The following is a 15,270-nucleotide window of genomic DNA, read 5'->3' as shown; positions in this document are numbered from 1 at the left end:
GTCTCTTGCTATCAGGTAACAAAAGTTTTGCGAGCGGACACGGAAAACGGGCATAAAAAAAGCACCCTCAGGTGCTTTTTTATTAAGTAAGTCTTTGCCTGATGCGGTAAAACTTACTCTTCGTAAATATTGGCGCGGTCGCGTAGTTCTTTCCCAGGCTTAAAGTGCGGAACGTACTTACCTTCCAGTTCCACTTTATCGCCAGTCTTCGGGTTACGCCCGGTGCGAGGTGCTCGATAGTGCAGAGAGAAGCTGCCGAAACCGCGGATTTCAATGCGCTCACCTTGAGCAAGCGTTGAGGCCATATGTTCCAGCATTTCTTTAACAGCATCTTCCACCGCTTTCGCCGGGATATGAGATTGCTGGCTGGCAAGTCTTTCTATCAATTCTGACTTGGTCATTTTTCCTCCGGTTTCCTTCAAGGCAAAGTTAGCTTACAGCTTAAACAAGGGCGGCCGTAGCCGCCCTTTGTGCTTGATTACAGGACGAATCCTGCAATCTGTCAAGTAAACTCGTCATTATTCAGACCGTTGTGGCCTGAATAACTAAGATTACTCGCCTTTAGCTGCTTTGAAAGCTTCAGCCATTGCGTTGTTAGAGAAGTTTGCATCTTCCTGTTTGTTAACAGTTGCGATTGCATCTTTCTCGTCAGCTTCGTCTTTCGCACGAACAGACAGGCTGATTGCGCGGTTTTTACGATCAACGCCGGTGAATTTAGCTTCAACTTCGTCGCCAACGCTCAGAACCAGAGTTGCATCTTCAACGCGGTCACGGGATGCTTCAGAAGCACGCAGGTAACCTTCAACGCCGTCAGCCAGTTCTACGGTTGCGCCTTTAGCGTCAACTGCAGTTACTTTACCGGTTACGATAGCGCCTTTCTTGTTCAGAGCAACGTAGTTGTTGAACGGATCTTCCGCCAGCTGTTTAACGCCCAGGGAGATACGCTCACGTTCTGCGTCAACCTGCAGTACAACTGCAGCGATTTCGTCGCCTTTTTTGTATTCACGAACTGCTTCTTCGCCTGCAACGTTCCAGGAGATGTCAGACAGGTGAACCAGGCCGTCGATGCCGCCGTCCAGGCCGATGAAGATACCGAAGTCAGTGATAGACTTGATTTTACCTTCAACACGGTCGCCCTTGTTGTGGGTTTCCGCGAACTGCTGCCATGGGTTAGATTTGCACTGCTTCAGACCCAGGGAGATACGACGACGTTCTTCGTCGATATCCAGAACCATAACTTCCACTACATCGCCAACGTTAACAACTTTGGACGGGTGGATGTTTTTGTTGGTCCAATCCATTTCGGAAACGTGAACCAGGCCTTCAACGCCTTCTTCGATTTCAACGAAGCAGCCGTAGTCGGTCAGGTTGGTCACGCGACCGGTCAGTTTTGTACCTTCCGGATAACGCTTAGCGATAGCTACCCACGGATCTTCGCCCAGCTGTTTCAGGCCCAGAGATACACGGGTACGCTCGCGGTCGAACTTCAGCACTTTAACAGTGATTTCGTCGCCAACGTTTACGATTTCGCTCGGATGCTTAACGCGTTTCCAGGCCATATCGGTGATGTGCAGCAGGCCGTCAACGCCGCCCAGATCAACGAATGCACCGTAGTCAGTGAGGTTCTTAACGATACCTTTGACTTCCATGCCTTCCTGCAGGTTTTCCAGCAGCTGATCGCGCTCTGCGCTGTTTTCGGATTCGATAACGGCACGACGAGAAACAACGACGTTGTTACGTTTCTGGTCCAGCTTGATGACTTTGAATTCAAGCTCTTTGCCTTCCAGGTGCAGCGTGTCGCGCACCGGACGAACGTCTACCAGGGAGCCCGGCAGGAACGCACGAATACCATTCAGCTCAACAGTGAAGCCACCTTTAACTTTGCCGTTGATAACACCGACTACAGTTTCAGCGTCTTCGTAAGCTTTTTCCAGCGTGATCCAAGCTTCGTGACGTTTAGCTTTCTCACGGGACAGCAGGGTTTCACCGAAGCCGTCTTCTACTGCATCCAGAGCAACGTCAACTTCGTCACCAACCTGGATTTCCAGCTCGCCCTGGGCGTTTTTGAACTGCTCAGCCGGGATGGCGGACTCAGATTTCAGACCAGCGTCAACCAGTACGATATCTTTGTCGATAGCAACAACAACACCACGAACGATGGAACCCGGGCGGGTTTCGATTTCTTTTAAGGATTCTTCAAATAGTTGAGCAAAAGATTCAGTCATGTTTAATCTTCAGGTTTCATATTTAACGTCCACCTGGCTCCGTGCCGGATGGGGTTGTTTAACATACCCGCTAACACTCCGTTGCTGCGGGGGTACTGCTATAATTCGGAGGCTCGCAACGCTTTACCGGTTAACGGCTAAGCGACAGCCAGTTTTTCGCGCGCATATTGTAGCGCTTTTTCAATTACTTGCTCAATGCTTAGTTCGGTGGAATCAAGAACTAAAGCATCAGCGGCCGGGATAAGCGGCGCCACGGCGCGATTACGGTCGCGATCGTCACGCTCTTTTATCTCGGACAAAAGACGTTCAAAGTTAACACTAAAACCCTTTTCCTGCAACTGTAGCAGGCGGCGCTGCGCACGTTCTTCCGCCGACGCATCGAGGAAAATTTTAACCGGCGCATCGGGGAAAACGACGGTGCCCATATCGCGGCCGTCGGCAATCAGGCCAGGCAGTTCGCGAAAGGCGCGTTGACGGCGCAGCAGCGCTTCGCGCACCCGCGGGAAGGCAGCGACTTTTGAGGCGGTATTGGCCACTTCCTGGGTACGGATCTCCGCACTGACATCCTCACCTTCCAGCACCACTTCCAGATTGCCGTCAGTAGAAATAAAACGTACATCGAGATGGGCTGCCAGCGGAACCAACGCCTCTTCTGACTCGACGTCAACGTGATGATGTAAGGCCGCCAGCGCCAAAACGCGATAGATGGCGCCGGAATCAAGCAGATGCCAGCCAAGCGCTTCCGCCATTGCCTTGCACAACGTGCCCTTACCCGCACCGCCAGGTCCATCAATGGTGATTACCGGAACATTTGCCGTCATCTTTTTCTCCTTTAGCAAGGCGCATGAATATAAACGCCGCGCATTATACGCATCAATGCGCCAGAAAGTGAGCCTTGCGTGCAAATTACGGAATAGTTGAAATTAAATGTAGAAGAATTGCGCAATTATAGCGGGCTGGCAGAATACCAGCCCGCAAGATGACAAAGCTTTACCTTATCGGACGAGACAGAATTTACGCCAGGGTACTAATTCGCGCCAGCTGCTCGAAATAGTCCGGGAACGTTTTCGCCGTGCATTTTGGGTCAAGGATAGTGACCGGCGTCGCCGACAATGCCACCAGCGAGAAACACATCGCCATGCGGTGATCGTTGTAGGTGCCGATTTCAGCGAATTTCAGCGTCGCAGGCGGCGTAATGCGAATATAGTCTTCGCCCTCTTCCACTTCGGCGCCGACTTTACGCAGTTCAGTTGCCATCGCGAACAGGCGGTCGGTCTCTTTCACCCGCCAGTTATAAATATTGCGCAGCACCGTGGTGCCTTTCGCAAACAACGCCGCGGTAGCAATGGTCATGGCCGCATCCGGAATATGGTTCATATCCATATCAACGGCATTCAACTCACCGCGGGTACAGGCGATAAAATCGTCGCCCCAGACAACCGTCGCGCCCATTTTTTCCAGCACGTCGGCAAAGCGAATGTCGCCTTGTACGCTATTGCGACCAATACCGGTCACTTTTACCGTCCCGCCCTTGATAGCGCCGGCAGCGAGGAAATAAGAGGCTGAAGAGGCATCGCCCTCCACCAGGTAATCGCCCGGCGACTGATACTGTTGCCCGCCGCGCACGACAAAGCGCTGATAGTTGTGGTTTTCAACGTCAACGCCGAAGGTTTTCATCAGGTGCAGCGTGATATCGATATAAGGTTTAGATACCAGCTCGCCTTTAATCGCAATCGTCGTGTCCTGCGGCGCCAGCGGCGCAGTCATCAGTAAAGCGGTAAGGAACTGGCTGGAGACGCTGCCATCGACTTCTACCTGGCCGCCGTTGAAACCACCGCGCAGGCGCAGGGGCGGATAGTTTTCCTGCTCCAGATACTCAATCTGCGCGCCCCCTTGGCGTAACGCATCGACCAGGTGGCCTATCGGCCGCTCTTTCATCCGCGGTTCGCCGGTCAGCACAATATCGTTGTGGCCGAGACACAACGCCGCCGCCAGCGGGCGCATCGCCGTACCGGCATTCCCGAGGAACAATTCCAGCGCGCCGCTGGCCTGTAACGGGCCGCCGTTGCCGGTGACTTCACAACGAGTGCGGTCGGCGGACAGGGTGTAGTGAACTCCCAGGGCGTTAAGCGCATTAAGCATATGGCGAACATCATCGCTGTCCAGCAAATTGGTCAGCACGGTGGTGCCGTGGGCTAATGCCGCCAGCAGCAAAGCGCGGTTAGAAACACTTTTTGACCCGGGCAGGTTTACGGTGCCATCAACGCGCGCAATGGGTTGTAACGTCAGGGATTCCATGGAACTCAACTCTCAAAAAACAGAATAAAAACCCCGCAGACCAGCCGCGGGGATGAAAATAAGCGCTCAGCAATTAGCCGCGGCGACGTTCGAAGTCCTGCATGAAGTCGGTGAGCGCCTTGACGCCGGCCAGCGGCATCGCATTGTAAATAGAAGCACGCATACCGCCTACCACGCGATGGCCCTTCAGCGCATGCAAACCGGCCGCAAAAGACTCTTCGAGGAACAGTTTATCCAGCGCGCTATCCGCCAGCTGGAACGGCACGTTCATCCGCGAGCGGTTGGCAGCGGCTACATCGTTACGATAAAAATCGCTGTTATCAATCACGCCATACAGCAGATCCGCTTTTTGACGGTTGATTTTATCCATCGCGGCCACGCCGCCCTGCTCTTTCAGCCATTTGAATACCAGCCCCGCCAGATACCAGGCGAAGGTCGGCGGCGTGTTGAACATTGAATCATTGGCGTTCAGCACGGTGTAATCAAGAATCGATGGGCAGGCGATGCTGGCTTTACCCAGCAGGTCTTCACGCACGATAACCAGCGTCAACCCTGCCGGGCCGATATTCTTCTGTGCGCCAGCGTAAATCACGCCATAGCGGCTGACGTCGATTTCATGGGACAGAATACTGGAGGAGTAATCCGCGGTGACGACGACATCTTCGTTAAAATTCGGCGTTTCGTGGATAGCGATACCATCGATGGTTTCATTTGGGCAGAAGTGCAGATAGGCTGCGCCCGGCGTTAACTGCCATTCGCTCATCGGCTTAACGGCCCGCAGGCCGTCAACGGTGGTTTTCGCATCGATAACGTTAGGCGTGCAGTATTTTTGCGCTTCTTTCACCGCACTTGCCGCCCAGTAACCGGCGTCCACATAATCTGCTGTCGTTTTATCACCCAACAGATTTAACGGGATCCCGGCAAACTGACCGCGACCGCCACCATGACAGAACAACACTTTATAGTTGGAAGGGATATTGAGCAGATCGCGGAAATCCTGTTCTGCCGTTTCAGCCACCTGGATAAACTCCTTACCACGGTGGCTGATTTCCATTACCGACGTCCCCAGACCGTGCCAGTCGCACAGCTCCTGTTGCGCCAGTTTGAGAACTTCTGCCGGCAGCATTGCCGGGCCCGAACTAAAGTTATAGACCTGAGCCATTTCCCCTCACCACGTTGCTATATTGTCTGCACGCGAACCGTCGCGGGCATAAGTTATTCCTGTGGCTATCGGTTTTATCATTCAGTGACACACACCGCAACGAGTAAAACTAAGCGGCCCATAAACGAGGCCATCGTCACACAAAAGAATCAACCAGCTTGACGTCATTAAACCGACATAATTGCTGCAAGAGAATCGCTTTTAGCCTGCGTTCCGTCACCCATTCCGGATTTGGATCCACGGCATAAATAGTTATCCACTACATTCACAGGTAACGATCTCGCCATAGCGGAATCCGTCAACTCATTTAATACTTGAATATTATCTTAATTCTTCATGAATTATGTTTCCGCGAGAGCATGGTCATTTACCGCCGCATTCCCCGATCATTAAAATTTTTAAACCAGCCGATGAAGACTGGTATTAATCACTTTAAAGGAATATTTATGCGTGAATTAACCTATAACGAAATGTCTGATGTGAGCGGCGGCTTTGGCCTGTTATCCATTCCGGCGGCAATTGGTTTGCTGGTCAGCATCCCGACAATTGTCATCGGCGCGATTACCGGGCCCTTTACGCTGGGCGCAGGCTTCGCAGTGATGGCGGCAGGCATCGTCGGTACCAGTCTTGCCGGCGCCGCGATGATCGTTAGCATTTGTACGCCTATCCTGTAACTTGCTATGGCATGTGGAGTTTCTCCGCATGCCATTTACCGCTCTTCTCTTTTTATCCATTGCCGCGGCTAACGACATAGCCACTTACCGGTAAAACCCGTATCATTGCCCATCCTGCCAACAATAAACGAATTGCTATGACCCAGACATTTATCCCCGGCAAAGATGCCGCCCTGGAAGATTCCATCGCTCGCTTCCAGCAGAAACTGCTCGACCTCGGATTTGATATCGAAGAGGCCTCGTGGCTGAACCCGGTACCACACGTGTGGTCCGTTCACATTCGCGATAAAGAGTGCGCGCTGTGCTTTACCAATGGTAAAGGCGCAACTAAAAAGGCGGCGCTGGCTTCCGCGCTGGGCGAATATTTCGAACGTCTGTCTACCAACTACTTCTTCGCGGATTTCTGGTTAGGCGATACCATCGCCAATGGTCCATTCGTTCATTATCCGAACGAAAAGTGGTTTCCACTGACCGAGGACGATGAAGTACCAGAAGGCCTGCTGGATGCCCGCCTGCGCGCCTTTTACGATCCGGACGATCAGTTGACCGCCAGCATGCTCGTGGATCTGCAATCCGGTAACGACGAGCGCGGCGTTTGCGGCCTGCCGTTTACCCGTCAATCAGACGGCGAAACCGTCTATATTCCGATGAACATCGTCGGCAACTTGTACGTCTCCAACGGCATGTCAGCCGGTAATACCGCAAATGAAGCGCGCGTGCAGGGCTTGTCTGAAGTCTTTGAGCGTCATATTAAAAACCGCATCATCGCAGAAAGCATCAGCCTGCCGGAGATCCCAGCTGAAGTAATGGCGCGCTATCCGGGCGTCGTTGAATCTATCGCCAAACTCGAAGCCGAAGGTTTTCCGATCTTCGCCTACGATGGCTCCCTTGGTGGTAAATACCCGGTTATCTGCGTGGTTCTGTTTAACCCGGCTAACGGTACCTGCTTCGCCTCTTTCGGCGCCCATCCGGATTTCGGCGTGGCGCTGGAGCGTACCGTTACCGAACTACTACAGGGCCGCAGCCTGAAAGACCTCGACGTCTTTACCCCGCCGACCTTTGATGACGAAGAAGTTGCCGAGCATGCCAACCTGGAAACTCACTTCATTGATTCCAGCGGCCTGATCTCCTGGGATATGTTTAAACAGGATGCCGACTATCCGTTCGTGGACTGGAATTTCTCCGGCACAACTGAAGAAGAGTTCGCCACCCTGATGGCTATCTTCAAAGCTGAAGATAAAGAAGTCTATATCGCCGACTACGAACATCTAAGCGTCTACGCCTGCCGGATCATCGTTCCGGGGATGTCAGATATTTATCCAGCGGAAGACCTGTGGCTCGCCAATAACAGCATGGGCGCGCACCTGCGTAGCACCATTCTCTCCCTACCGGGTAGCGAGTGGGAAAAAGAAGATTATCTGGCGCTCATTGAACAGATGGACGATGAAGGCCTTGATGATTTCACTCGCGTCCGCGAGCTGTTAGGCCTGGCAACCGGCAAAGACAACGGCTGGTATACCCTGCGCATCGGCGAACTGAAAGCAATGCTGGCGTTGGCCGGCGGCGATCTGGATCAGGCGCTGATTTGGACGGAGTGGACCATGGAATTCAATGCCTCCATCTTCAGCCCTGAGCGCGCCAACTATTATCGCTGCCTGCAAACGCTGCTGCTGCTTAGTCAGGAAGAAGAACGCCAGCCGCTGCAGTATCTGAATGCCTTCATCCGTATGTATGGCGCAGATGCGGTGGAAGCCGCGAGCGCCGCTCTGAGCGGCGAAGCGCCGTTCTATGGCCTTCAGGCGGTCGATAACGATCTGCGCGCTTTCCCGGCGCATCAGTCTTTACTGAAAGCCTACGAAAAGCTACAGCGTGCCAAAGCGGCCTTCTGGGCCAAATAATCCTTTAGGGGTAAAAAAATAATGTACGGAGCCGCCAGCGGCTCCGTTTTCTTATGATTTGTGGCAAAACCACGCCATTTTGTAGGATCAAAGTTAAATATACGTGAAATCAAACTTTGGTGATATTTAGATTGTTAATTTTAATAAAAATACTCCATTTTAATTAACCGTAATCAATGGTCACCCATGGAAATTTTCAACATTATTTGCAAATATTAAAATTTAGTTTTTCCTTTAAAATCAAAAAGATAAGTCAATAACAAGCTAATTCCACACGCAAAATGGGCCTATGACTCCGGTAGGATATGATCTACATCAAATTCCCTTCTATAATGCTTTGTTAGTATCACACCGCCAACTTATATAAAGAGAGAGTTAGTGTGAAAGCTGACAACCCTTTTGATCTTTTACTCCCTGCCGCGATGGCGAAAGTCGCCGAAGAAGCAGGTGTCTATAAAGCGACGAAACATCCGCTGAAGACGTTTTATCTGGCGATTACCGCAGGTGTCTTCATCTCCATCGCTTTTGTGTTTTATATCACGGCGACCACCGGTACTGCCGCAATGCCTTTCGGGATTGCCAAACTTATCGGCGGGGTATGCTTCTCACTAGGTCTGATTCTTTGCGTCATCTGCGGTGCTGACCTTTTCACCTCGACCGTACTGATCGTCGTGGCGAAAGCCAGCGGACGTATTACCTGGGGTCAGCTGGCAAAAAACTGGCTTAACGTCTATGTTGGAAACCTGATCGGCGCGCTGCTGTTTGTACTGCTAATGTGGTTATCCGGCGAATATATGACTGCCAACGGCGGCTGGGGCTTAAATGTTCTGCAAACTGCAGACCACAAAATGCACCACACGTTTATTGAAGCCGTCTGCCTGGGTATCCTGGCTAACCTGATGGTATGTCTGGCCGTCTGGATGAGCTACTCCGGCCGCAGCCTGATGGACAAAGCGATGATCATGGTGTTGCCGGTTGCGATGTTTGTCGCCAGCGGCTTTGAACACAGCATCGCGAATATGTTTATGATCCCGATGGGTATCGTAATTCGCAACTTTGCGAGCCCGGAATTCTGGACCGCTATCGGTTCAACTCCGGAGAGTTTTTCTCACTTAACCGTTATGAACTTTATCACTGATAACCTGATTCCAGTCACTATCGGAAACATCATCGGCGGTGGTTTGTTGGTTGGGTTGACGTACTGGGTCATTTACCTGCGTGGCGACGATCATCACTAATGGTTGTCTCAGGCAGTAAATAAAAAATCCACTTAAGAAGGTAGGTGTTACATGTCCGAGCTTAATGAAAAGTTAGCCACAGCCTGGGAAGGTTTTGCGAAAGGTGACTGGCAGAACGAAGTCAACGTACGTGACTTTATCCAGAAAAACTACACCCCATATGAAGGTGACGAATCCTTCCTGGCTGGCGCAACTGATGCGACCACCAAGCTGTGGGACAGCGTAATGGAAGGCGTTAAACAGGAAAACCGCACTCACGCGCCTGTTGATTTCGACACTTCCCTCGCATCCACCATCACTTCTCACGACGCGGGCTACATCGAGAAAGCGCTCGAGAAAATCGTTGGTCTGCAAACTGAAGCTCCGCTGAAACGTGCGATTATCCCGTTCGGCGGTATCAAAATGGTTGAAGGTTCCTGCAAAGCGTACAATCGCGAACTGGACCCGATGCTGAAAAAAATCTTCACCGAGTACCGTAAGACTCACAACCAGGGCGTATTTGATGTTTACACCAAAGACATCCTGAACTGCCGTAAATCCGGCGTCCTGACCGGTCTGCCAGATGCTTACGGCCGTGGCCGTATCATCGGTGACTACCGTCGCGTTGCGCTGTACGGTATCGACTTCCTGATGAAAGACAAATACGCTCAGTTCCAGTCTCTGCAAGAGAAACTGGAAAGCGGCGAAGATCTGGAAGCAACCATCCGTCTGCGTGAAGAAATTGCTGAACAGCATCGCGCTCTGGGTCAGATCAAAGAAATGGCAGCGAAATACGGCTGCGATATCTCTGGTCCGGCGACTACCGCTCAGGAAGCTATCCAGTGGACCTACTTCGGTTACCTGGCCGCCGTTAAATCTCAGAACGGCGCGGCAATGTCCTTCGGTCGTACTTCCAGCTTCCTGGATATCTACATCGAACGTGACCTGCAGGCGGGTAAAATCACCGAGCAAGACGCTCAGGAAATGGTTGACCACCTGGTCATGAAACTGCGTATGGTTCGCTTCCTGCGTACCCCGGAATATGATGAGCTGTTCTCCGGCGACCCGATTTGGGCAACTGAATCTATCGGTGGTATGGGCGTTGACGGCCGTACTCTGGTAACCAAAAACAGCTTCCGCTTCCTGAACACCCTGTACACCATGGGGCCGTCTCCGGAGCCGAACATCACCATCCTGTGGTCTGAAAAACTGCCGCTGAGCTTCAAGAAATTCGCCGCTAAAGTATCCATCGATACCTCTTCTCTGCAGTACGAGAACGATGACCTGATGCGTCCGGACTTCAACAACGACGACTACGCTATCGCATGCTGCGTAAGCCCGATGGTTGTTGGTAAGCAAATGCAGTTCTTCGGCGCTCGCGCTAACCTCGCGAAAACCATGCTGTATGCCATCAACGGCGGCGTTGATGAAAAACTGAAAATGCAGGTTGGTCCGAAATCTGAGCCGATCAAAGGCGACGTGCTGAACTATGACGAAGTCATGGAGCGCATGGACCACTTCATGGACTGGCTGGCTAAACAGTACGTCACCGCGCTGAACATCATCCACTACATGCACGACAAGTACAGCTACGAAGCCTCTCTGATGGCGCTGCACGACCGTGACGTTATCCGCACCATGGCGTGTGGTATCGCAGGTCTGTCCGTTGCTGCTGACTCCCTGTCTGCTATCAAATATGCGAAAGTTAAACCGATTCGTGACGAAGACGGTCTGGCTATCGACTTCGAAATCGAAGGCGAATACCCGCAGTTTGGTAACAACGATGCTCGCGTCGATGACATGGCCGTTGACCTGGTTGAACGTTTCATGAAGAAAATTCAGAAACTGCATACCTACCGCAACGCTATCCCGACTCAGTCTGTTCTGACCATCACCTCTAACGTCGTGTATGGTAAGAAAACCGGTAACACCCCAGACGGTCGTCGCGCTGGCGCGCCGTTCGGACCTGGTGCTAACCCGATGCACGGCCGTGACCAGAAAGGTGCTGTTGCCTCTCTGACTTCCGTTGCTAAACTGCCGTTTGCTTACGCTAAAGATGGTATCTCTTACACCTTCTCTATCGTACCGAACGCGCTGGGTAAAGATGACGAAGTTCGTAAGACTAACCTGGCCGGTCTGATGGATGGTTATTTCCACCACGAAGCGTCCATCGAAGGTGGTCAACATCTGAACGTGAACGTCATGAACCGCGAAATGCTGCTCGACGCGATGGAAAACCCGGAAAAATATCCGCAGCTGACCATCCGTGTATCTGGCTACGCGGTACGTTTTAACTCCCTGACTAAAGAACAGCAGCAGGACGTTATTACCCGTACCTTCACTCAGACCATGTAATTCCCTGTCTGACTGAAAAAGCGTACAATAAAGGCCCCACATCAGTGGGGCCTTTTTAACAAGTGATTCCCTGCCCCAGCCTGCTTTGCCAGTTATCTATACTTTGGGTACCTGTCAAAACAGACTTAACACAGCCGGTTTGAGCTGTGCATCACAGGCCCTGGAGGGCCGAACCCGGAGATATCACCGCAATGTCAACTATTGGTCGTATTCACTCCTTTGAATCCTGTGGCACCGTCGATGGCCCAGGCATCCGCTTTATTACCTTCTTCCAGGGCTGCCTGATGCGCTGCCTTTACTGCCATAACCGCGACACCTGGGATACCCATGGCGGTAAAGAAATCACCGTTGAAGAATTGATGAAAGAAGTGGTGACCTATCGCCACTTTATGAATGCCTCCGGCGGCGGCGTCACCGCATCCGGCGGCGAAGCGATCCTGCAGGCGGAATTTGTCCGCGACTGGTTCCGCGCCTGTAAAAAAGAAGGCATTCATACTTGCCTCGATACCAACGGATTCGTGCGCCGCTACGATCCGGTGATTGACGAGCTATTGGAGGTCACCGATCTGGTGATGCTTGACCTCAAACAGATGAACGATGAAATCCACCAGAACCTGGTCGGCGTTTCTAACCATCGTACGCTGGAATTCGCGCAGTATCTGTCAAAGAAAGGAATTAACGTATGGATCCGCTACGTTGTCGTTCCCGGCTGGTCCGATGATGACGATTCCGCGCATCGCCTGGGTGAATTTACCCGCGATATGGGCAACGTCGAGAAAATCGAACTCCTGCCCTACCATGAGCTGGGTAAACACAAATGGGTAGCAATGGGCGAAGAGTACAAGCTTGACGGCGTACACCCGCCGAAGAAAGAGACCATGGAGCGGGTGAAGGGTATCCTTGAGCAGTATGGTCATAAGGTGATGTACTAAACCGGCAGCGGGCCGGAGGTACTCTCACCACGGCCCGCAACTATAATAGTATCAATCCCGCCGATAACGCCTCATCATGAGCGCAATACCGTCTGCCCGCAGAAATATTCATTAATCAAAACGGACTACGCGCGGCCTTCGCCGCGCGCCAGATTGGTTACGCATGTGCCACCGGCGTCGGGTGATGTCCGGCTTTGCGCAGCAGCGTCAGCAGGTAGATAAACGATACGCTGGCGATCATGATAAACAGTAGGTTATCAGAAAAGTTCTGCATCAGCATTGCCGTCAGGGTCGGTCCCAGCAGGCTGCCAATGGTATAACTCATCAGCAGCGCCTGGTTCATCGCCACCAATTGATGGTGTTCAACCTTCTCGCAGGCCCAGGCCATCGCCACCGGATACAAAGTAAAACCGGATGCGCCGAGCACAAAAAGCGCTGGCGCCATTGCCGCCTGGCTGAGCATCGCCAGACAGCCCAGAATCACTACAAAGACCTGAACGCGCAACACCAGAAGACGGCCATAGCGGTCAGCCAAACGCCCTACCGGCCACTGCCCAAGGATCCCGGCGCTGACCATCACCGCCATCCAGAAACCAATACCGGAATCGCTGACGCCCTGGTGGTTCAGCCACAGCGGCATCAGGCCGTATAGTGAACCGAGTACAATACCGGATATAATGCAGCCATTCACACCGTGGCGAGCCTGACGCAGCTTCAGCATCGGCCAGATACGTACCGTTTCATGCGGCTCGTCGGCCTGGCTCATGATACGCGTAAACAGCAGCGGCAGGATCGCCGCCAGCGCCAGGCCGGTAACCCACGGCAACACGCTCATTAAATCGGTCGGTAATTTACTTACCATCAGTTGACCCAACACGGTACCGACGTAATAGACCATCATGTACGCCGCCAGCAGCCTACCACGGCTGCGGGAAGTACCGCTGCACACCAGCGCGCTTTCCACCACCACCCAGATCATCGCGCAGCCCACGCCGGCGATAAAACGCCAGCTCAGCCATGTCCAGAAACCGAGTGTAATACCCAGGCCAACGCAGCCGACGGCAAAAATCAATGACGCCAGGTAATAGCTACGATTAAACCCCAGACGTTTAATGACCCAACCGGCAAATAAGGTTCCCACCAGGTTACCGGTGAAATAAGAGGAGCCGACCATCCCAACCTGCCAGGTTGGCATATTTTCATGGGCGAGCCAGAGCGGGACAAGCGTATTTAAAACCGCGATTGCCAGCGTCAACAGAAGCAGGCCACAGAGCAACATTTGCACTGGGCGAGTGTAGATGGTCATGGGTGTTAACCGTGAGGAAGTTCAGATTTCGTGCGCATCATGCCACTGCTGTAAACATTGTCAATCCGCCAGAATTCAGGCCTGACGCGGTTTTCAGAGCAACGATAGAAGTTTTTTATCCAGCGCAGCGGCAATGGAATTATTCATTATATTATTCCATTGTTTTTATTAATTTATTGGAAAACCCAGAAGGAAATATCAGTAGAAAAATTTCATCAATCAACCGCATTTTTTCATCACGCCGGAATAGGCTTCCGGCGTGATTTCACGTTATTAACTGGCGATAGCCATACCGACGGTCATATGTAGACCATAGAATACGCCGCGGCCAATCATCTCGCCGACCAGCACCAGCACAAATGCCAGCCCCAGCAGCGGCAATGCGGGTTGATAACCTTTAAGCTGCGGTACAATCCAGCAGACCAACGCCAGCACTAACGCGACCGTCCGCCATGCCATTAAGGAACCGTAATTCGGCACCAGCGCCGAAGCCTGCTGAATCGAACTATGGATCGTCGCCAACTCGCTGCCCTGAATCAACGCGACGGTCACGCTAATCACCAACGCCACCAGCATAATCACCGGCAATAAACGCATTGCCCAACCGTCCACACCCGCGACACGCAGCAGCAGGTAGCCCAACAGCGGCCCGCCGATAAACACGGTCAGGAAGAAGTTGAGCGGCGTCCAGATGGTATACCAGGTGGGTACGGTATCGATGGTGTTATATACGCGGATCATCATCCAGACAAAGATGACGCCGAGGATCATGGTGACGACCAGCCACAGATTGCGCAGCACAGACGGCAGTTTGTTTACCACCGCCAGCAGCCAGCCAATCCCGCCGACGGCAAAGAAAAGCGCGCCGCTGGCGATTTCATTGCTTAACGATGATGCGCCAACGCGGTTCAGCGAATTAAACGCGCGCATTGGAGAACCAAGGTGCATGGTGGAGGCAATAAAACCGATCCCCATTAGCACCCACAGCCCGAACATGCTCATTACCACCCGCTGCTGCCGCTCGCGCGAAAGTTCGCCCTTCATCAACGCCAGCGCGAGAACGATAAAGCCCCCGGCGACGCACTGCCCGAAGACCGTGAAAATCATCAGCGGCCATTCATGCCATCCATTTCCCATTTTAGACCTCCTTCGGATTGGCCAGATAGCCAGTGGTATCGCCGCACGGACGGCTGTTGGCGTTTG

12 protein-coding genes are annotated in these 15,270 nt (G+C 52.5%); 5 read left to right on the top strand and 7 right to left on the bottom strand.

Annotated features, from left to right (window positions below; translation table 11 throughout):
• Positions 1-113: 113 nt before the first annotated feature.
• From ihfB to serC, 5 genes are all read right to left on the bottom strand, one after another.
• Positions 114-401 (bottom strand): integration host factor subunit beta, encoded by a 288-nt coding sequence (ihfB, locus tag PGR79_RS20375; RefSeq protein ID WP_004100704.1) that lies wholly within the window; start codon positions 399-401, stop codon positions 114-116.
• 150 nt (positions 402-551) lie between these two features.
• Positions 552-2,225 carry a 30S ribosomal protein S1 gene (gene rpsA, locus PGR79_RS20370; RefSeq protein WP_015367470.1) on the bottom strand — a complete coding sequence of 558 codons (1,674 nt, stop codon included), beginning with the start codon at positions 2,223-2,225 and terminating at the stop codon, positions 552-554.
• A gap of 137 nt (positions 2,226-2,362) precedes the next feature.
• Positions 2,363-3,046: a (d)CMP kinase gene (gene cmk, locus PGR79_RS20365; protein ID WP_045375636.1), complete on the bottom strand. Its 684-nt coding sequence runs from the start codon at positions 3,044-3,046 to the stop codon at positions 2,363-2,365.
• Positions 3,047-3,239: 193 nt separating this feature from the next.
• The gene (aroA, locus tag PGR79_RS20360; RefSeq protein ID WP_213317001.1) at positions 3,240-4,523 is read right to left on the bottom strand and encodes a 3-phosphoshikimate 1-carboxyvinyltransferase; all 1,284 of its coding nucleotides are present in this window, start codon (positions 4,521-4,523) and stop codon (positions 3,240-3,242) included.
• Between the two features lie 73 nt (positions 4,524-4,596).
• Positions 4,597-5,685, bottom strand: a complete 1,089-nt coding sequence (serC, locus tag PGR79_RS20355; RefSeq protein ID WP_087858151.1) for a 3-phosphoserine/phosphohydroxythreonine transaminase — start codon at positions 5,683-5,685, stop codon at positions 4,597-4,599.
• Between the two features lie 446 nt (positions 5,686-6,131).
• On the opposite strand from serC, the gene PGR79_RS20350 reads away from it, so the two are divergent.
• The 5 genes from PGR79_RS20350 to pflA all read left to right on the top strand — a co-directional run bounded on the left by PGR79_RS20350 (position 6,132) and on the right by pflA (position 12,761).
• Positions 6,132-6,359, top strand: a complete 228-nt coding sequence (locus PGR79_RS20350) for a hypothetical protein (protein ID WP_015367475.1) — start codon at positions 6,132-6,134, stop codon at positions 6,357-6,359.
• Positions 6,360-6,496: 137 nt separating this feature from the next.
• Entirely contained in the window at positions 6,497-8,257 is a 1,761-nt protein-coding gene (gene ycaO, locus PGR79_RS20345) for a 30S ribosomal protein S12 methylthiotransferase accessory factor YcaO (protein ID WP_087858152.1), read from the top strand.
• A 380-nt stretch (positions 8,258-8,637) separates the two neighbouring features.
• The gene (focA, locus tag PGR79_RS20340; protein ID WP_015367477.1) at positions 8,638-9,495 is read left to right on the top strand and encodes a formate transporter FocA; all 858 of its coding nucleotides are present in this window, start codon (positions 8,638-8,640) and stop codon (positions 9,493-9,495) included.
• A 51-nt stretch (positions 9,496-9,546) separates the two neighbouring features.
• Positions 9,547-11,829, top strand: coding sequence for a formate C-acetyltransferase (gene pflB, locus PGR79_RS20335; protein ID WP_047045583.1), 2,283 nt, complete (start codon positions 9,547-9,549; stop codon positions 11,827-11,829).
• A 191-nt stretch (positions 11,830-12,020) separates the two neighbouring features.
• Positions 12,021-12,761: a pyruvate formate lyase 1-activating protein gene (gene pflA / locus PGR79_RS20330; RefSeq protein WP_015367479.1), complete on the top strand. Its 741-nt coding sequence runs from the start codon at positions 12,021-12,023 to the stop codon at positions 12,759-12,761.
• Between the two features lie 157 nt (positions 12,762-12,918).
• On the opposite strand, the gene PGR79_RS20325 is transcribed toward pflA, so the two are convergent.
• Both PGR79_RS20325 and PGR79_RS20320 read right to left on the bottom strand, forming a co-directional pair.
• Positions 12,919-14,067, bottom strand: a complete 1,149-nt coding sequence (locus PGR79_RS20325; protein ID WP_045389472.1) for an MFS transporter — start codon at positions 14,065-14,067, stop codon at positions 12,919-12,921.
• A gap of 273 nt (positions 14,068-14,340) precedes the next feature.
• Positions 14,341-15,204: a dimethyl sulfoxide reductase anchor subunit family protein gene (locus tag PGR79_RS20320; protein ID WP_430922411.1), complete on the bottom strand. Its 864-nt coding sequence runs from the start codon at positions 15,202-15,204 to the stop codon at positions 14,341-14,343.
• Positions 15,205-15,270: the final 66 nt, after the last annotated feature.

Origin of the sequence: Klebsiella sp. 141161, from assembly GCF_050600815.1 — a bacterium.
GTDB classification, from domain to species: domain Bacteria; phylum Pseudomonadota; class Gammaproteobacteria; order Enterobacterales; family Enterobacteriaceae; genus Klebsiella; species Klebsiella aerogenes.
This window is presented reverse-complemented; position numbering and strand designations above follow the sequence as displayed.